The following is an 18,397-nucleotide window of genomic DNA, read 5'->3' as shown; positions in this document are numbered from 1 at the left end:
GGAGACTTATACGATGAAGTATTTACTAATCATCACGTTGATAATGGTAATTACAGGTTGTGAGTCTACGACGGAAGTGGACAAGAAAGAGAATATCGGATCAAATGAGTCGAATACATATACGAGTGTTGAACATGGCAAGGGCGATGAGGCATGGAACACATATCATAACAGCAGATTCGGCTTCAGTATTAGTTACCCTGGTGATTGGACAGCAGGAGAGGAATCAGATAATGGAGACGGTAAGCAGTTATATGTAGGGAACCCGGATGTTGATATTCGTGCATATGGCAGTCAAGTTTTCGAAGGTGTAGAAAATACAGTATCAGAATCCATGAAATATCAAAGTTTAAAGCTCGATAGCGGAATAAAGGCAGATATGTGGGTTGGGTATGAGAATGATATGGTTGTGCTTGAAGTATCTTGGATGTCTGACTCTGAAATAGAGTACCATTATTACGTTAAAGTATCTAAAGAATTTTTCGATCAAAATGAAAAAACAATAATACGTATTGCTAAAAGTATGAAAGCTATTTAAGGAGAATAATTGGATGAACGAGTTTATATGGATTGTCATTGGTGTTGTTACATTGTCGGTTATTGCTGGAATAGTACAACCCTCTAAAAAGAAAAAACGAAGAAACTCTAATAAACGAAAGAAACAAGCTATCAAAAAGCCAACAAACAATAGCTTTAATCGCTCCTCCTCGACGTGCAGACCTGACGAAGTAATTCTAACCTTACCATTAGATAAAATGACGGGAGCAGAGTTCGAGCGACTACTGACACTGTATTTTAGAGACAATGGATATACGGTAAAAGAAGTTGGTGTTGGAGGTAGAGATGGTGGAGTAGATTTGGTTATCACTGATAAGCGTGGCGAAAAAACAGCGGTACAGGCAAAATGTTATGCAGATCATAACAAGGTGCAGGTGATGACTGTTCGGGAACTGGTAGGTGCGAAAAGGAATCATGATTGTATCCTCTCTTTAATCGTAACCACTTCTGATCTTACGGGTCCAGCGAGAAAAGAAGCTGATCAATTTAAAGTGGATTATTGGCATGGTGGTTTAGTAGACAGTAAGCTACGCAGTTGGGGGAAATGGAAGCCTTCCAATAGAAAAGTAAAAACTACTACGACCAAGAAAGAGCAATCTTTACCTAAAACCGTATCTAATATCAAGTGCAGTTGTGGTGCTGCAATGGTTAAACGTAAGAATAAAGCTGGGGCGGAATTTTGGGGATGTAGTAGCTACCCTACTTGTAGAAAAACGAAAGCTATCTGAGTAATTCAAAATGACGGGAAATCAAAGGCAAAGCAACCAGTTATACAGTTGCTTTGCCTTATTTCTGATTTGTTCTGTAATTCTTTAATATCTCTTTTAGAATGTTCCTAGATAATTGAATATTTTCTAAAGATGAATCTCTCAACATGTCCACTATTTCTTGAATCATAATATCCATCTCGGTTAATTCAATTTCATCACTTACATAAGCAAAAAGCTGAGATACATTGACCTCCAATGCCTCTGCTATCTTACCGAGATTAATCAAAGCAACATTCTTTTCTCCACGTTCAATTTGTCCAATGTATGTAAAATGGAAACCACCTTTTTCTCCAAGTGCCTCCTGAGATAATCCCTTCTCTTTTCTTAAAACTTTAATTCGTGCACCGACTAACTTTAAAATTTTTCTATCATCCACAATACATACCCCCTCTATTTAAAAGTGTAGACAAGATTTTGGGGGCTAAACACGATCTGATAAATCGTATAAATGAAATAAATTATATCTTTAGATATTTATTTTGTTGTATAATATTGGTATTAACTCATTGGAGGGATGACAATGGCAAGAAATCGGTCTATTACCGAAGCGCATTGTAATCACCAAGTAGATTTTAATCCACGTTTTCAAGGATGTTATGATTCTATACAATCTGAGTTCAAACATAATCCAGATGACTATAGACTGCATAATACAATACTGGACTATCACCAACATTCGACATATCATATCAAACTTGCCAACATCATGCATAGTCACAATCAGTTCCAGGCTTGTCTGATCCTCTGCGATTGGGCGCTGGCTTCCATGGTCAAGGCAATATATATCCAAAAGTATCATGTAGTACATCCACCGAAGGAGCTTACCATGAATGAGATTTTGCCTATAGTGCATACGAGTACTGAACCAGGATTGGATATTGTTTTGTTTATCGGTACGATTCAACATATGTCTTCCATAGAAGAGTTTAACCAGAATCGGGCTCTACAACCAAACAACATCGAGAAGCTGCTTCAACGAACAGAAGAAATACTAGAGGAGTTAGAGAATCGACTGAAGAATGATGCAGAATTGAAATAAACTATTAATTGAATGTGTTATGTAAAGTGGTCAGCTTTTTTGAAAATAGGACTCTAAGAGTACAGGTACTTAGTGAAAATTTTTTATAATAAGGAAAAATCAGGATATTGGACGGATGTATGTGTCTTGTACTTCTGCTAACATAGTTAAATCTTATATATTTCGGAGAGAACCCTATGAGTACAATTAAAGTAACACCAGAGCAACTACTACATGTATCTAAACAGATTGAGCAGGGAAGACAACAACTGGAGTCCATACGAAGTGACCTGACCGTACGGATCGGTTTCATCGAGTCTCAATGGACGGGAGCCAGACAGGAACGGTTTTTCCATGATTTTCAGCAATCTCGTCCTGTACTGGATCGTGCATTGGAAAGTATGCTGAAGTCCTCTCAAGATCTAAAGGCTATTGCTGTGGGATTCCAACAAGCGGATGAGGAACAGGTTAGCGTGGGGGCAGTTTCTCGGCTGATCGCATTACAGAAAACGGAGTCTAATTCAAACCACGATTCGGATGAAACAGAGTACACGATGGTATATAATACGCAATTTCGTAAAATGATGCCAACGGATAAAGACGGTAATGTAACACCAGAGACACTTCGTGCGTATGAGAGAGATACCGGGTCACTGGACATGAAATCTGCACCTGATGTTGAGCCTGAAGGTGAGGATATCATGCAGTATCAGGTCAATGAATTGAAGAATGGGGTACATCCATTCTCAGGAGAGCCTGTCTCTGAAAATAGGGCTAAACTACTAATAACCAGCCTGCAAGTCAGTAATATGTTAATGGCTTTTACGGGAATGTATAATAGGGGTTACAAGGTTCCGAAAAATGGATTGAAAGTATCAAAAGATGTAATAGCGAAGCCCGGTCACGTTCTCAACAAGACATTGCATGATAACCCTATACTCAGCAAAACGAACAAAGGATTAGAAGTACAATATACTAACCATGCTGGCAACAGAATTGTATGGATTGAGCAAAATCCTAAAAATATACCTCATGCTATAAATGCTGCAAAAAATAGCCGTGATACAGGTAAAATGGTCGAGGGGAAAGTTGGTGAATTTGTAGAGAGTCATGTTGGAGTAACTGGATTTGGAGTGGAAATTAAAAATGTGGATAATAAATTAAGAGTTACGGATCTGGATGTAGTTACGAACTCACAAATTATTGAAGTTAAGAAATCAGCGGGAGCAGTGAAAACAGATCAAATCGATAGACTCGTGGATATAAATCATAAAGAATTTTTTAATCATAACAAGAAGGAAGTTATTTTATATATTGATGCACCGCTAGAAAATACGGGTCGAATTGCATCTGAGAAAATCGATTATGTGAAAAGTAAGGGCGTCAAAGTGGTTAACTCGTTGGATGAATTAAGGGAGGCACTGAAATAATGGCATCGGCTTTTGTATTGGTAGAAGAGAACAGCAATGTACCCATAGATCGTTTGGTAGAAGATATACGACAAGTTTGTCTGGAAGCAAACCTGCACTTAATTGATGGAATTCCAGATGTAGATTTAGAACAGAACATGAAACATTGTGCCTTGGGTATTTCACGTCCGAACCAACAAGATTCAGATAATAGTGTGGCGATTGATATGATCAGAGTTGATGTGTATGACGAGCCTGGCCTACATCAATACAGAGAGTTGGAATGGAGAGAGGATGGGCAGGTATACTTTAACACACTTATTATTGATGAGGTTTATCAAAATGAAGAGGTCACGCTAACCTTTCTGTATCATTTCCTTGCGAGACACCCACAGATGATAGTTTGGATAGAGGAAGATTGGGTGTATACATTGTCTGATCTGGAGAAAGCTTTAAAAACTTCTAATCTGTCTGATTGGTGTTATGTAAATCCGAACTCCTTATAGGTAACATAAATTTCGAAGTAAGCCTATATCGGCTCCTAGGTGAGTAGCTATGGGCTTGTTTTTACTTTTCATCCGCTCTCAGCACTTTACAAAATCAACCGTTCACTATCCATGGCAAATGTATAATGGCAAAAAAGGAGATTCTAGAGTAAAGCCAGAAGGTTCTCACAGTAGGGAGGATGTTAAACCACATGCTTACATACAACAAATTTGTGGGGGACAAAATTCCGCATATTATTGCATCCGGCGGAGTATGAGCACGAGTTGAGAACCAAGCTGAGTGAAGAGTCAGAAGAATACATGAGTACAGGAAGCAATAGGGAAGCGCTCGAGGAACTGGTGGATATGCTTGAAGTGATCCGGGCGCTGGCAGAGGTGCATGGAGTGAATTCGGCTCAGCTTGATAAGCTTCATGTAGATAAAGCTGAGGCGCGCGGAGGATTTCAGGAAAGAATGTATTTGATTGATGTCGACGAAACTTAATGTAAAACTGATCATCGACAATTTGGCAAATGAACTTATTACCCGGATGAAGCATGCGTCTAGGATTTATATTATGATGTCTTATTCTATCGCAATCCAGCAAATACTTTTTACATGTGGAGCATATCGTAATCAAAGAGAAAACGTTTATTAGAAGGATTTAGGTGATGACATCTAAATAAGAACTACCGCCGCTTACCTACGACTACACTTCTGACATAATGATAATTCTCACGATTTCATGATGACTTACACAGCTTAGTGTGGACAATAAAAAACATTATTGGTAATATTATGTACGTAATCGCGCTTTGAATTCTTGTTGTGATCGGATTTTCCGAATTATGAGATAACATTATTCTGTAGTGGGAGGTTTTTTTTATGCGAAGGACTTTTGCATTCATTCTGACTTCAATGTTGTTACTTGTGGCATGCTCGAACTCAGGTAATAATGAACTTCAAAGTTGGGCATTTGATGTTGTAACCTGGGAGAATGGGGTTTATAAGATGACAAATGAAACTGTTACTACAACCGATGTGGAAACCGAAATTGGAACAATTAAAAAATACTCTACAAATGAAAGTGACAAATTACCGAACCTGTTCTCCAATAAGTATAAAAAAGGGACAAAATTATTTAAAGTAAAAAATGTAGAGACAGATGATTATATCGCAGTAAAAGATAATGAGACCTACTATAAAGCAGTAAAGATGGATGGAATGAATACAGCGGCCAATTAAGGCCGCTGTATTCATTCCATCATTCTAATGTGTAGATTCTTCTACTAGTGACGATTCAGAGATGATCTTAAGACTTTGTAAATTTGTAAGCTGCTCATTAGTTCCCACTTTATAGATGCTTACATCCTCATTGATTGGAATATACTCATTGTCGCCAATTTTCTTTAAATAGAGAATTACACTATCATTTTCAACAAGAGGAGTTGTTCCATGATATTTGACTACAACATCTTTATCTTCACCACCCATTTGATAGAGTGTGACTTTTTGATTGAGTAAATCAGAATCACCCTTGAGAACCTTTTGGATGTTTATTTCGGACTTTTGCTTATAATCATAAAAATTCTCACCCGTTACAACTGTACCGTTTTGGGCTGTTACTTTTGCCTTAACAACCAGATCAGCATCCCTTGTAAGATCTTTTAGATTGAGATACCATTTGCTCCACGATACATCAAGATTAACTAGTTCTTTGCCTTCTACAAAGTCATTTTCGTTCAAAACGGATTGTTCTAATGTTAAACTATTGTTGTTGTAAATACTGTTTACGGAGTTTTCATCTCCAATTCCGGGAAAATATTGTAGACGAGCAAACTTCCCATCTGATAAAAAGGTTGCTGGAACCATTACGGATAATGTTCTTTCTGGCGCATGTGCCAAGCCTAAAGCATGACCTAATTCATGCGTTGCAATACTTTGAATTGCATTATCTGTACTGATGTACTCGAACTGTGAAGTATAGAAATCATTCACCCAAACTTTAACAGATTTAAAAGTCTTGTTAGAATTATATACAGGTTCCATAACTCCATCCCATGTAACATTAGCAACAGTCTTATTTCCTGCTGTAAAATTAGAATTAGTACCAGACGAAAAGTTAACTACCGTGGCATCATTCCATTCTTTTGCTCCAGTAGTCCATAGACGTTTATAAACTGTATTTGATCCATCATTCTGATACGTAATATTCTTACTGCTCCATTTATAGCCTAACTTTGGTGTATCTGCAGCAAACACAGAACTAGCAAATGACATTGTTAGAGATGATACAAGTAGTATTGATAAAATTTTTTTCTTCAAAAATAATTCCTCCTAAGTATTATTTACAACTATAAAGTTGCCTTCAATGATTCCTTATTTCTGTTGATAAAATACTATATCTTTTTTTTGAACCACCCTCCTTTTTCATTAAACAACTATATTTGGATTATACTTCAAACAAAATACAAATTATATCATTAAAATAAAAATGATCCTTTAGGTAACTTTTTAGACAATATAAATCAAATATTTACAATACATCTCTTTCTAAATTTGTGGTTATATAAGTTTTTTTTAGATGAATCGAATTTTATTGACTAAAAAATAAAATAGATTAAGTTGATATTTTCAGTAATTGAATTACAAATTTAAGACTAACTTAGATTATCTAGTGCAAATGCATCCGCTCCCGCCACTTTACAAAATGAACCCATCCCTCCCCATAGCAAATGGTATAATGGCAAAAAGGGAGATTCTGGCGTATAGCCAGAAGGTTCTCACAGTAGAGAGGATGATATACCACATGCCTACATACAACAAATTGGTGCGGGACAAGATTCCGCATAATATTACATCCAGCGGTAAGGAGTGCCGGACGCGCATTCTGGACCCGGAGGAATATAAGCAAGAATTGAGAACAAAGCTGAGTGAAGAGTCGGAAGAATACATGAGTGCAGGAAGCGATCAAGAAGCGCTAGAGGAACTGGCAGATATGCTCGAAGTGATCCGGGCGTTGGCAGAGGTGCATGGAGCTAATGCGGCGCAGCTGGACAAGCTACGTGCAGATAAAGCTGAGGCGCGTGGAGGATTTCAGGAGAGAGTGTATCTGATCGATGTCGACGAAGCTTAATGTAAAACTCATTACCGACAATCTGGCCGATGAACTTATTACCCGGATGCAGCATGCGTCCGGGATTTATATTATGACGTCTTTTATGATGCAATCTGGAGTCAAGCTGCTTGCTCCGCATTTGAAACGAGCGGCAGAACGTGGGGCAGAGGTGCGGATGCTCGCTGGAGATTATTTATATATCACACAGCCAGAAGGGTTACGGGCGCTCTGTGAAGTTGATTCACGAATCGAAGCAAGACTTTGGCGAAGCATGGGTACTTCTTTTCACCCGAAAGCGTATCTGTTTGATCATGAACATGGAGAAGGCATGCTAATTGTCGGCTCTTCGAACTTTTCATTCACGGCGCTGAAGACGGGGTATGAATGGAACTTGGCAATGAATGCGGAGGCAGAGCCGTATACGTTCCAGTCGGCTTTGGAGAAGTTCATGCAGAGTTTCTATCACGAGACCACCTTACCAGTGAACCCGGATTCCATCGCATTATATGAAGAAGAGTACCGGCAGTACCACCAGAAGAACCCAGAGATGATCCAGCGGATCACCGAGATGGAGGAAGCGGAGTTTGGCACAAGACTGCCAGAGGACGAGATCGAACAAGAGTCTGCTGTCATGCCATTCCTGCCTATTCGGCCAAGATTTGCTCAGTTAGATGCACTCGAAGCATTGAACGCCACGATGGAGGAGCAGTATGAAAAAGCCATGGTGGTGATGGCGACGGGACTTGGCAAAACTTATCTGGCGGGATTTTTTGCCCAAAGATTTCAGCGGATTTTGTTCATAGCGCACCGGGAAGAGATTTTGAATCAGGCGAAAAAATCGTTCCAGCAGATCATGCCAGAACGTAGCCATGGGATATTTAACGGCAAGCAAAAGGATGGAGAGGCAGACTGTGTGTACGCTTCGATCTATACACTGAGTTTGCAAAGACATCGAGATGTGTTTGCGGCTGATGCCTTTGATCTGATCGTGGTGGATGAGTTCCATCATGCGGCAGCGAAGACGTATATGAAGGTCATTGAGTATTTCCGTCCGCAGTTTTTGCTGGGTATTACGGCAACCCCGGACAGACTGGATGGTAAGGATGTATATGCACTGTGTGACGGAAATGTCGCGTACCAGATGCATTTTATCGAGGCGATTCGGCGGGGATGGCTGGCGCCATTCCAGTATTACGGTGTATTCGACGATACGGATTATTCGCAGATTCGCTGGATCGGTACCAAGTATGATGAAGAACAGCTTATGTCCGTTCAGCTACAAGAGGAGCATGTGGAAACGATCTATGCGGCCTGGATGCGGCACAAGCAGACGAGAACCATCGGTTTCTGCTCATCTATTCGCCAAGCGGACTACTTGGCTGCGTATTTCCGCAGTCAGGGGGTGAAGGTGCTTAGTCTGCATTCACGTACATCGGAAATGTCGCGCGAGGAAGCCATTCGGCGGCTGGGTACGGGTGAACTGGAAGTTGTGCTGACCGTAGATTTGTTTAACGAAGGAACGGATATTCCAAGCGTAGATACACTACTCTTCGTGCGTCCAACCGAGTCACTTACCGTATTCACCCAGCAGGTAGGTCGTGGGTTGAGGTTAGCGGAAGGGAAGTCCCACTGTGTCATCATCGACCTGATCGGGAATTATCGCAATGCGGATGTGAAGCTTAGCCTGTTTGATGTACGGGGAGACGAGGAACGCGGCGGAAAAGCGCTGGACGTAGCTATACCGGAGATTCCGGATAACTGCGGCCTGCATTTGGATACCCGAGTAGTGAATCTGCTTCAGGAGCTAAGCCGCAAGCGGATGCCACCCCGCGAGAAATTGCATCAGGATTTTCTGGCTGTCAAACGTGAGCTTGGTCGCATCCCGACTTATCTGGAGCTTCATCTTATGGGGCAGTCTAAAAGCATCGGATACCGGAGCGAATTTGGCTCATATGTCGCTTTCCTTTACTGGGCGGAATTATTAACCCCGGCTGAGGGAGAGATCTATGTTCGGCACGAGGCATGGCTGCGGGATGTAGAGAAGACGCTGATGAACAAAAGCTATAAAATGGTCGTGCTGCTCTATATGCTGGAGCGAGGCGAAGTGCACTGGATGGAACCAATCACACCGGGAGAGATGGCTGAATTTTTCTATAGGTATCTTACAGAGAAGGAGTATCGAAAACGAAAGGACTTTTCAGACAAAGGTAAGGCTTCGCTCGTGGAATGGAATGAGAAAACGGAAATGGAGATCAGAAAGCTTATTATCGACATGCCCATGTCCAAGTGGAGTGGGGCAAAGAACAGTATGACCCGATTCGAAGATGGCGTGTTTTCACTGAATGTAGAAGTGCAGAATACGGAGGAACGGGCAGTGTTATATCGCTGGACACGTGAAGTATGTTTGTATCGCTTGCATTCATATTTCGAAAAAGGCAATCCTGTATCTGTAGTTTAGTTTAAGATGTTAAAAAAGATATTAGTGGCAACGAAGCTGATTCAACATGGGCTTTGTTGTTTCTTATATTTTTGTGGTGATTAGTTTCTGAACTCATAGATAGCCAGAATGATAATTGCAATTAGTGCTACAAGAAAGAAAATAAAAAGGGAAGTTAAAAGTCCATAACCTAGTATAGAGGCTAACTTTGCGATTATTTTTTTCATAGATAACGACCTTTCTATATAAATAAGCAACAAAACTAACATTGTTTCTTATTAGTGTATAACACCGTAAGAAAAGTTTAGTTTGCCATTTTTATAACGATCTCGGTTGTATTCTTACTTTGAACGGGATGAAGCGGTAAATATAAAATAAAAAAAGCTTATCCCGCACACGAAGTGGATAAGCTTTTTTCTCATGTGTTTTTTGAGCAGAAAACATTATTTTTTTGCTGTCGGAATCAGCGTTTTTGCAATGCGAAGCAGCTCTTCACCGGAGATGTTGCCTTTAGCTGATCTCAGGTTGTAGTGATAAGCATACTTGGTTTTTGGGTCTTCATGCACCCATATGAACTCGGAAGGTCCGCTGCCATATGTCCGTTGGATGACATCTTGCCCGTTAATTTTAATCTTATGACTAGTAACTTTCAGGCTACCTTGATATGAAGCAGTGACTGTGCCTGTGTCCTGACTGTTCAGAATGACCAGAGAAACTTCTTTTTTGCCGCTGGCGTAAGTCAGGGTGGTGAGCCAGAACTGGTCTGTAAAAGGAACTGGCATCAAGGCGTAGTCTTTTCCTGAAGCCTGTGCTTCCAGAAGAAGCTTGTTAGCGATATCTGCCTTTTCCGTCTCGGAGAGCTTGTCGAGGTCCATTCCATGCTCCATATGCACGCTTGCTTTTTGGAATGTATATTTTTCTGTTCCTTTGCCAGCAATCTCTTTAGCTAGAGGTCTGCCTGGAATGTTAACCATCTTTTGCATGGTGGTAAAATTTTTAATAATATGCGAATTCGCCTTGAGGTAGAGCTCCTGATTCGGATTGTTGGACACGATGTAGATGATCGCTGCTTCACCAGGTTTGATCTGATTGACCCAGATGTTATTCATGAGACGAATTCTTTTGTCGTCATCCTCGGTACGATTAGACGGTGCGTGGGTCATGGGCTTCTCCTGAAAAAGGACATCCCCGTTGCCATTGGTTAGAGACTGGTATTTCACGGCAGCAAATCCGGTTGAGGCGGTTAACAATAAACCTAGAGTAAGTAGAAAACTGATTTTGTATTTCACGAAAAATCGCTCCTTTGGTTTTATTTTTTCTTCAAGGTGAATCTGGTTCATAATCCGGTGACATAAGGCATTACCAACGGGTTCAACTTTCTGAAATCGTAATTTCAGACCCTGCCCGGGATCGAAGTGCTCCAATGATTTCCCCTCCCTTCTTACACTGGATATAACGGAAGGAAGGGGTTATAGTGTGACAAACGGTTAAATAAATTATGTAATTTATAGCTTTTATTTCAATTCATTGGCGTGTTAGCTATGGGTTGTTTCCGATGAGAAGTATGCGCAAGAATATTTACTATACTGCTGCAGAGATAGAGATAGAGATAGAGATAGAGATAGAGATAGAGATAGATAGAGGTAGGAATATACGATCAAAATAAAAAAAGGCTTATCTTGCTTCATTCTGTTGAAGTGGATAAGCCTTTATTTTTTTCCTTTTGGGATTCGGAAAATTTAACGATCAGATGCTGGAATCAGAGTCTCCGCAATGTGAATTAACTCTTCCAGAGGAACCACACCTTCTCGAACACCAAGCGTATAGTGGTATGCATACTTGGTTTTCGGCTCCTGATAGACCCACATTAGTTCTGTGACATCCCCGCCGTATGTTCGCGCGATCACATCTTGTCCGTGAATTTTTATTTTGCGACTGGTGGTGTTGAGATCCTCATCATATGAAGCGATCAGTGGTTCGTTATCCTTGTTATTCATAATACTTAGCGAGATTTCATTCTGTCCGCTAACGTAAGTCATGGAAGAGAGCCAGAATTGATCGGTTACAGGCACAGGCATTAGCGCATGATCCTGACCTGAGGTTTGAGCTTGAAGGCGCAGCTCTTGAACCAGGGCTTCTTTTTTCTCATCCGAAAGCTCATATACATCCTGCTTGTACTCCATACTTACACTAGCCTTCTGAAAAGTATATGTACGTGAAGCACCTATAAGTTCTTGAGATAACGGTATGCCAGGGACATGAACCATGTGGCTTAATTGCTCAACATTTTCAACTCGAAGCGGGTTAGACCGGATATCGAACTGATGATGTGGATTATTCGGAACGACATAGATCAATGCGGCTTCACCCGGTTTAATCTCATTCATCCAGATTTCATTCATCCAGATTTCATTCATACGCTCCATTCGGAGCTGTTCTTCTTGAGATCGTTGGTGGACTGGATCATCAGTGAGTGGTTTTTCTTCCAAAAGCACATCGCCATTGTCGTTGAATAACGACTGATATTTCATTGCCGCAAAGCCGGTGGATGCTGTCAGCAGCAAGCCTACCACAAGCAGGACCCCGACACGATGTTTAATGATGAATCGCTCTTTCTGTGCGGATTCTTTGTGAATTTGGCTCATGATCCGATCTTGCAGGGTAGTGCCTGAAGGTTCAACTTTTTGAAATAGTGGTTTCAGCTCGTGTTCGGGATCGTTGTGCGTCATTTGGCTTTTCCTCCTCTTGGCTGACATAGTTCTTTCTGAATTTGGCAGCAGCACGTTGAAATTTTTTGCGTAAATATGCGGTATTCTGATTCAGTACGAGACTGATATCGTTGTAGCTCTTGTCCTCGACACAGCGCAGGATCAGCAAGCTTCGTTCTTCTGCGGACAGTGCAGCGAGTGCGTGTAAAACGGCAGGGTTATAATATTTGTGATTGATCGCTTGATCCACGTGATTGTTCTCCCGGTCGTTTTTGTACAAAAAAGGCAGCAGCCTTGTAACCTTGCGCTTGCGAAGCATATCAATGGAATGGTTATAGGCAATGCGGTACAGCCACGCTTCGAAAGGTCGATCCGGTTGATAGGTATGCAGTCCGCGATAAGCCTTCAGGAAAACCTCCTGGCCGCAGTCCTCTGCATCGCCGTAATCCCCCAGCATGTGGTAGCAGTAATTAAAGATGAATTTTTCACAGCGAGTGACGATCAAGGCATACTTATCTTTTTCTCCTTGCAGCACATCCTTGATGATCTGCTGAATTGGTTCTTCCAAGTGATTCCCCCCTAACATATAGTATGACGGTATGAGAGATACAAAATGTGACAGGTGGGATGCAAAAGAACATATAGAGAATAACTTTAGGCGCCCACTCGTTTTGATAAAAGAAAAAACACCTCGGAAAGGAGGTGTTACAGTTCACAACATCTAAGATTAGTTTGTTTCAGAAATCACGATGAGTAACTCGTGATGAATGCAAAATGTTTATTGATTAAAGACTAAGATGGGGGTGTCTCCCATTTATTAGACAAATTCGCTTTTGTTTTGATTGCATCATGAATCTGGCGTTCGAACATCACTCGATCCGGATCATCTGGAGCCTTGTCCATCATCTTCTTTACACTATACCCTGTGATCCCATCTACATTTATCGTTCCGTTGTTCTCAATAAACAAAAATGGTACGTAAACGGCTTCGCCATTACTTTTAATGAACCAGGCATTCGCTGTTTCGTCATACTCATGGAAATTCACCAAATATCCTTGCACATGATCCCAATCCTTTGCTTGTTCACCACTTTTCATATCAATTAAAAATTTCTCCAAATAGTTGATGGCACCAGTGACCATCTTATCTTTATATGGTGAATCGCCATAATTAGGTTGATGCGGCTCTTGGATATCCATTTGAGTGTAATCTACAACCTCATATTTCTCTTGTGGCCAGGCAGAATCCTTCGGAAACAAAAGTGAATCACAGTAAACTATCCCGTTTTTAAGATTGAAATAAGCAAGCCATTCTTCGTCGTTGTTTTCTTTAGGGTTGATTGCATAGATTTTACCGTTGTAGTTTCGTACTTCTAACTGGATGTTCTGCCCAATATTTTTCTCGAAAGCTGTAATATTCTGCCCTGAGTTTTCAAGATTTAATCCTGAATTGTACCACAATTGATCATTAATATAAGTTTGTAGTGCTGCTTTGATCGCATCAAGTGTGTACCCTGTGGGCAAGCTACTCTCAGATTTAGTTTGAGTTTCCTGTTTCTCAGAAGCAAGATTTGTAGTTGTACAGGAAACGAGCAACATTCCAAGAGCTAAGAATAGAAAAAGGCAGATTCGCTTCAAATTGTTCACCTTCTAATAAGAATTTTAATATAATATAGTGCAACAGCAGGGCATATCTCTACTGTTGCACTATATAGTGAAAATAGATCAATTATTTCGTATTAAAGAATATATTATGGGAGTTTCTTTTCGCTGCTGTATTTAGTCTGGAATTCGATGTAATTGCAGATCTGGAAGTAGGGTTCTGGAAAACATCTGTAGTATCAAAAACCACGACAATATCCTTAATATCTACAAAAGTACTTCCACCATTGAAACTATATTTGATGCCTGAGCCTGTAGGTGACTTATCTTGGCTAACGCCTGTTAAAAAGTATGAAAGTCCTACAAAATAGAGTTGATTGGAAATTCCTGTAGGTTTTGTTATGAATTCATTATAGTCAGCTGTGCTAGAAGTAGTCAACAAGGTGCAGGCAATCCATACCGCATTGCTCCAGCGTGGAGAACTGGTATTCGGAACACGTGCATTCGTTGTACCACTGCTTCCACCCGTGAGGGGTTCAAAAGCGCCAGATTTAGTGGCTACTCCCCGATACGTGCTGCCACCAAAAACAGAGGAGTTTTGATTTTTTCGGTTAATCAAGACCCAAGCTACTGCATTTTGGTCTGCAGTCAAAACGGTGTTTTCACCATATATTAATCGAGATAGTAGTTCTACATCAGATAAATTATCATACCATTTCGATGAGTAGGAGATTGATTTTCCAAAATCTGAGCTATTCATCAGATTTGTTCTCCAATTGTGTATTCTAATAGCCATATTATCTGAAGCCATAGCGGAGACAGAGTCATCTGTCATTGATCTCAGATGGTCCGTACCGACTATATATTTGTTATTTACAGAATCATAATATTGACGACCATTATAGTACCAACCGGTCTCGGCATCATAGTATAAAGAATGCAAACGAATTGGATTAATTACGCCAATGAATTCAGTATCTTCACTACGGTCTATCCATTTTCCGTTGCTATCTTGTCCTAATATATAAAGCGTCTTTCCATCCGTGTCATATTGATATTTTGCAACTTCATTTCCTTCACTGTCATTAATTGCTATAACATTAAGGTCATCATCTTTAATGTAATGATAGACGTTCTCTTCTACAATCAGTCCATCGATAAGTGCGGTAGATTCATCGTAAGTAAATTGAATATTTTGATTGCTGTTGGACTCAGATATCAGTTGCGAGTCTTGATTATAGGTATAGTTGACGATATCATCGGGGATTTTTTTTGAAACTCTATTGTTATTAGAATTATAGGAGTATACTATTTCCTGATCGTTTAAAAGGACCTTTTCTAGTGTTTGTCCAGTTTCATTTGTATTCCAGATGAGTTCCGTCCCCTGGAGCTTAATTGTCTCCTCAACTGAAGAACTAGCATAAGTGGGCATTGCTACTTGCCCAAAGAGAACTGAGGAAGCTACAGCTACCGAAAGAAAAAACTTGAATTGAACATTCATTTTTTTGAATTTTAAACGCATTCCATTGCACTCCCTACATAGATATTTAATGGTTTGAACAGTTAGGTATACTAAAAAATTTAACATTGGAAATTGGAAATAAAAGGTTTGATGATAGTAAGCTGGCCAGCTATACTTAAATAGGAATTATTGTAATATATACAAATTGTTCCTATTCTATGTTTTTACTATATCAATTCATAAATGGAATGTATATACAAATTAGAGAATAAAGTTATTTTTTATTTTCTATAATAAATGTAGTTGAAAGGAGTATGTATGCCTATCATTGAACAACAGAAAATTTAAATTCTATGAAACTAAACCTGTATTGATAACGTTTACCACAATAGAGAGGTTGACAATCGAAACAGAAACAGAAGGGATGACATGCTATGAAAAAATGGATACTGTTTGCTACCGCACTATGCGTCGTGACCGTAGCCGGAGCACTGTATGCTTCGGCAACCAAAGTCAGTGCAGCGGCATCCACACCAGCCTATACCTTAACCGTGAACGGTAAAGAGATACAGACGAGTAAAACAGAACTGATGCCTTTTGAGCATAAAGGAACCGTCTTGGTGCCTTTACGCGCTACGGTAGAGTCATTGGGTTACAAGGTTAGCTGGCTGCCAGCAGAGAAGGCCATACTTGTCGAAGACAGCATCCAATCGGTTGTTGTGAAGGATGGTAGCACGCTAGCGAAGTTTACGGGCAAGCTGAAAATTATCAATCTGACGCAGGATACAGAGTTGCCTGTACCCGTTCAATCCAGGAAAGGCGTAACATATGTAGCTGCTTCATTCTTTGAACCTTTCTTCAACGAGGTTATCGTGAAAGAGGGGAACGTGTCCATCTCGGCGCAAATGTCGAGCATTCAATAAGAGTACTCAGTGACAATCGATGTGTTTAGTTACAGTTTGGGTTGATGTAGGCAAACGGCTGTTCATTGAAGCCTAACTAATTCGAATCCAAACCTTTGAAGGCCTTCTTCCTTTATGGAACAAGGGTCTTGAAGGTTTTTTTCTTTTTAGCAAGAAGAATCCACCGCACCTTATCACACAACGAAACAGACTAAAGCATTTCAGCCCGTATATTACTCAAGTAACATACTGTAATCGGCATGTATATATCCGCTCCTTTTCAACGAAAATATGGAAGAAAATACACCATCAAGATCGATATTCCATATTCTCTTCAAAGTCAGGGATTATACATTGTCCCGAATGGACACATGTTTCAAAAAACGCTTTCAAAATTTCAATTCTGCCCTACCTTTTCGGCTCAGAAGCTGAGATAATGGGGATGGCTAATCCGATGAAGGATTTTAGACGACATAAGGGATAGCGGTTACATGCCGCTTGCATATGAAATGGGAGGAATAGAGATGACCACACAGGTAACAGAACTCATTCAATCAACACAGGGACAGGCTTTGCTTGCGCAAATGTACGGACCACAGCATGTAGAGGAGCAGGGTGCCCGTTACGAGAAGCTGGATGCTTCGTTCCGCGAGCATTTCGGTGAGCAGGAGAAAATGCATCTATTCAGTTCCCCGGGACGCAGCGAGATCGGCGGGAATCATACGGATCATAACCATGGTAAAGTGCTGGCGGGAAGTATTACGCTGGATACGATTGCCGTGGCTGTGCCGACAGGCGACAACGTGATTACGTTCTACTCCGAGGGATATGACAACAAGTATGTCATCAACCTTGCAGACCTGAAACCGAACGCAGAAGACGACGGTACAACCGGATTGATTCGCGGTATGGCAGCGGGATTTGTGGAGCTGGGTTTCAACATCGGTGGATTCAAAGCGGATATCTCCAGCAACGTATTTGCGGCTTCGGGTGTAAGTTCATCTGCATCTTTTGAAATGTTGATCTGCGCGATCCTGAACCATTTCTATAACGATGGCAAGCTGGATGTTGTGACGCTGGCGAAGATTGGACAGTATGCCGAAAATCACTTCTGGAACAAACCGTCCGGTCTTCTGGATCAGATGGCTTGTGCATATGGCGGTCTGATCTCAATTGATTTTGCTAACCCGGCTGAACCTGTGATTGAGCCTGTGGAATGGAATTTCCAAGAGAACGGATATTCCTTGGTCATCGTGAATACAGGTGGTAACCATGCCGACCTGACGGAAGATTATGCATCCGTACCCAATGAGATGAGAGCTGTTGCGAAAGCGCTGGGCGCTGAGTATGTTCGTGAAATCTCAGAAGAAGATATTTATGCAAAATTGCCTGCGATTCGTGAAGCTGCCGGAGATCGTGCGGTATTGCGTGCGCTGCATTTCCTGGAAGAAAACAAACGGGTGGACGGAGAGGTTTCGGCTTTGCGTGAGGGGCGTTTCAATGATTTCTTGTCGCTGATCACAGCATCCGGTAACTCCTCATGGAAATGGCTGCAAAACGTATATCAAGGCGGAGCTTCTCGTGCACAAGAAATTTCGGTAGCGCTCGCGCTGACCGAGAACTACCTGAGCAAACTTGGCAATGGCGCATGTCGTGTGCATGGTGGTGGATTTGCCGGCGTCATTCTGGCGATTGTGCCGAACGAGAAGGCAGAAGAGTATATGAACTGGATGCGCGGTATGCTGGATACCCCTGTGATTGTTGTTAACGTGCGTCAACACGGTTCGATCTGCTTGAATGCAGAACTTAAATAATCAGGCTGGTTAGAGCTATATAAAGACAGAATAAAATAAAAGCGGACTCGGGTAGGATATTCCTTCCGAGTCCGCTTTTATTTTAGATTGAGATCCACCAATAGCCTCATGCTG

At 41.0% G+C, this 18,397-nt stretch carries 17 protein-coding genes and 1 pseudogene; 11 read left to right on the top strand and 7 right to left on the bottom strand.

The genetic code is table 11. The features are described 5' to 3' along the window. The first annotated feature begins 13 nt into the window (after positions 1 to 13). Together ACR8BL_RS11565 and ACR8BL_RS11560 are read left to right on the top strand one after the other, a co-directional pair. Positions 14 to 538: a hypothetical protein gene (locus ACR8BL_RS11565; RefSeq protein WP_434752741.1), complete on the top strand. Its 525-nt coding sequence runs from the start codon at positions 14 to 16 to the stop codon at positions 536 to 538. A gap of 13 nt (positions 539 to 551) precedes the next feature. After that, positions 552 to 1,286 carry a restriction endonuclease gene (locus tag ACR8BL_RS11560; RefSeq protein WP_434752740.1) on the top strand — a complete coding sequence of 245 codons (735 nt, stop codon included), beginning with the start codon at positions 552 to 554 and terminating at the stop codon, positions 1,284 to 1,286. Positions 1,287 to 1,344: 58 nt separating this feature from the next. Here the strand turns inward: ACR8BL_RS11560 and ACR8BL_RS11555 are convergent, their stop codons facing one another. Next, complete coding sequence (locus ACR8BL_RS11555) at positions 1,345 to 1,704, bottom strand: helix-turn-helix domain-containing protein (protein WP_434752739.1); 360 nt, start codon at positions 1,702 to 1,704, stop codon at positions 1,345 to 1,347. Positions 1,705 to 1,848: 144 nt separating this feature from the next. On the opposite strand from ACR8BL_RS11555, the gene ACR8BL_RS11550 reads away from it, so the two are divergent. The 5 genes and pseudogenes from ACR8BL_RS11550 to ACR8BL_RS11530 all read left to right on the top strand — a co-directional run bounded on the left by ACR8BL_RS11550 (position 1,849) and on the right by ACR8BL_RS11530 (position 5,485). Beyond that, on the top strand, positions 1,849 to 2,367 hold the full coding sequence (locus ACR8BL_RS11550) for a hypothetical protein (RefSeq protein WP_434752738.1): 519 nt from the start codon (positions 1,849 to 1,851) through the stop codon (positions 2,365 to 2,367). A gap of 176 nt (positions 2,368 to 2,543) precedes the next feature. Beyond that, positions 2,544 to 3,776: a WXG100 family type VII secretion target gene (locus ACR8BL_RS11545; RefSeq protein WP_434752737.1), complete on the top strand. Its 1,233-nt coding sequence runs from the start codon at positions 2,544 to 2,546 to the stop codon at positions 3,774 to 3,776. After that, on the top strand, positions 3,776 to 4,261 hold the full coding sequence (locus ACR8BL_RS11540) for a hypothetical protein (RefSeq protein WP_434752736.1): 486 nt from the start codon (positions 3,776 to 3,778) through the stop codon (positions 4,259 to 4,261). The genes ACR8BL_RS11545 and ACR8BL_RS11540 overlap by 1 nt, the downstream gene beginning before the upstream one ends. Positions 4,262 to 4,452: 191 nt before the next feature. After that, positions 4,453 to 4,744 (top strand): annotated as a pseudogene (locus tag ACR8BL_RS11535) (nucleoside triphosphate pyrophosphohydrolase). A 414-nt stretch (positions 4,745 to 5,158) separates the two neighbouring features. Continuing rightward, complete coding sequence (locus ACR8BL_RS11530) at positions 5,159 to 5,485, top strand: hypothetical protein (RefSeq protein WP_434758353.1); 327 nt, start codon at positions 5,159 to 5,161, stop codon at positions 5,483 to 5,485. Positions 5,486 to 5,509: 24 nt separating this feature from the next. Here ACR8BL_RS11530 and ACR8BL_RS11525 read toward each other — a convergent pair whose 3' ends face one another. After that, a complete protein-coding gene (locus ACR8BL_RS11525; RefSeq protein WP_434752734.1) occupies positions 5,510 to 6,565 on the bottom strand; it encodes a matrixin family metalloprotease in 1,056 nt (351 codons plus the stop codon). A 484-nt stretch (positions 6,566 to 7,049) separates the two neighbouring features. On the opposite strand from ACR8BL_RS11525, the gene ACR8BL_RS11520 reads away from it, so the two are divergent. After that, on the top strand, positions 7,050 to 7,376 hold the full coding sequence (locus ACR8BL_RS11520) for a nucleoside triphosphate pyrophosphohydrolase (protein ID WP_434752733.1): 327 nt from the start codon (positions 7,050 to 7,052) through the stop codon (positions 7,374 to 7,376). Further along, positions 7,360 to 9,816, top strand: a complete 2,457-nt coding sequence (locus ACR8BL_RS11515; RefSeq protein ID WP_434752732.1) for a DEAD/DEAH box helicase family protein — start codon at positions 7,360 to 7,362, stop codon at positions 9,814 to 9,816. The genes ACR8BL_RS11520 and ACR8BL_RS11515 overlap by 17 nt, the downstream gene beginning before the upstream one ends. Before the next feature lie 422 nt (positions 9,817 to 10,238). Here ACR8BL_RS11515 and ACR8BL_RS11510 read toward each other — a convergent pair whose 3' ends face one another. The 5 genes from ACR8BL_RS11510 to ACR8BL_RS11490 form a co-directional block, all read right to left on the bottom strand. Beyond that, positions 10,239 to 11,084 (bottom strand): DUF4367 domain-containing protein, encoded by an 846-nt coding sequence (locus ACR8BL_RS11510; RefSeq protein ID WP_434752731.1) that lies wholly within the window; start codon positions 11,082 to 11,084, stop codon positions 10,239 to 10,241. Between the two features lie 450 nt (positions 11,085 to 11,534). Further along, on the bottom strand, positions 11,535 to 12,524 hold the full coding sequence (locus ACR8BL_RS11505; protein ID WP_434752730.1) for a DUF4367 domain-containing protein: 990 nt from the start codon (positions 12,522 to 12,524) through the stop codon (positions 11,535 to 11,537). Continuing rightward, complete coding sequence (locus tag ACR8BL_RS11500) at positions 12,472 to 13,071, bottom strand: RNA polymerase sigma factor (protein ID WP_434752729.1); 600 nt, start codon at positions 13,069 to 13,071, stop codon at positions 12,472 to 12,474. The genes ACR8BL_RS11505 and ACR8BL_RS11500 overlap by 53 nt, the downstream gene beginning before the upstream one ends. A gap of 224 nt (positions 13,072 to 13,295) precedes the next feature. After that, positions 13,296 to 14,102 (bottom strand): hypothetical protein, encoded by an 807-nt coding sequence (locus ACR8BL_RS11495; RefSeq protein WP_434756679.1) that lies wholly within the window; start codon positions 14,100 to 14,102, stop codon positions 13,296 to 13,298. A 130-nt stretch (positions 14,103 to 14,232) separates the two neighbouring features. Further along, positions 14,233 to 15,627 (bottom strand): hypothetical protein, encoded by a 1,395-nt coding sequence (locus tag ACR8BL_RS11490; RefSeq protein WP_434752727.1) that lies wholly within the window; start codon positions 15,625 to 15,627, stop codon positions 14,233 to 14,235. A gap of 374 nt (positions 15,628 to 16,001) precedes the next feature. On the opposite strand from ACR8BL_RS11490, the gene ACR8BL_RS11485 reads away from it, so the two are divergent. Then, positions 16,002 to 16,490, top strand: a complete 489-nt coding sequence (locus tag ACR8BL_RS11485) for a copper amine oxidase N-terminal domain-containing protein (protein WP_434752726.1) — start codon at positions 16,002 to 16,004, stop codon at positions 16,488 to 16,490. Positions 16,491 to 16,993: 503 nt separating this feature from the next. Continuing rightward, on the top strand, positions 16,994 to 18,283 hold the full coding sequence (locus ACR8BL_RS11480; protein WP_434752725.1) for a galactokinase: 1,290 nt from the start codon (positions 16,994 to 16,996) through the stop codon (positions 18,281 to 18,283). Positions 18,284 to 18,397: the final 114 nt, after the last annotated feature.

The organism is Paenibacillus amylolyticus (assembly GCF_051136285.1).
GTDB classification, from domain to species: domain Bacteria; phylum Bacillota; class Bacilli; order Paenibacillales; family Paenibacillaceae; genus Paenibacillus; species Paenibacillus amylolyticus_F.
This window is presented reverse-complemented; position numbering and strand designations above follow the sequence as displayed.

Coding starts and splice junctions, on each gene's coding strand:
- ACR8BL_RS11565 (WP_434752741.1), top strand. CDS start 14: ATGAAGTATTTACTAATCATCACGTTGATAATGGTAATTACAGGTTGT.
- ACR8BL_RS11560 (WP_434752740.1), top strand. CDS start 552: ATGAACGAGTTTATATGGATTGTCATTGGTGTTGTTACATTGTCGGTT.
- ACR8BL_RS11550 (WP_434752738.1), top strand. CDS start 1,849: ATGGCAAGAAATCGGTCTATTACCGAAGCGCATTGTAATCACCAAGTA.
- ACR8BL_RS11545 (WP_434752737.1), top strand. CDS start 2,544: ATGAGTACAATTAAAGTAACACCAGAGCAACTACTACATGTATCTAAA.
- ACR8BL_RS11540 (WP_434752736.1), top strand. CDS start 3,776: ATGGCATCGGCTTTTGTATTGGTAGAAGAGAACAGCAATGTACCCATA.
- ACR8BL_RS11530 (WP_434758353.1), top strand. CDS start 5,159: ATGTTGTTACTTGTGGCATGCTCGAACTCAGGTAATAATGAACTTCAA.
- ACR8BL_RS11520 (WP_434752733.1), top strand. CDS start 7,050: ATGCCTACATACAACAAATTGGTGCGGGACAAGATTCCGCATAATATT.
- ACR8BL_RS11515 (WP_434752732.1), top strand. CDS start 7,360: ATGTCGACGAAGCTTAATGTAAAACTCATTACCGACAATCTGGCCGAT.
- ACR8BL_RS11505 (WP_434752730.1), bottom strand. CDS start 12,524: ATGACGCACAACGATCCCGAACACGAGCTGAAACCACTATTTCAAAAA.
- ACR8BL_RS11495 (WP_434756679.1), bottom strand. CDS start 14,102: ATGTTGCTCGTTTCCTGTACAACTACAAATCTTGCTTCTGAGAAACAG.
- ACR8BL_RS11490 (WP_434752727.1), bottom strand. CDS start 15,627: ATGCGTTTAAAATTCAAAAAAATGAATGTTCAATTCAAGTTTTTTCTT.
- ACR8BL_RS11485 (WP_434752726.1), top strand. CDS start 16,002: ATGAAAAAATGGATACTGTTTGCTACCGCACTATGCGTCGTGACCGTA.
- ACR8BL_RS11480 (WP_434752725.1), top strand. CDS start 16,994: ATGACCACACAGGTAACAGAACTCATTCAATCAACACAGGGACAGGCT.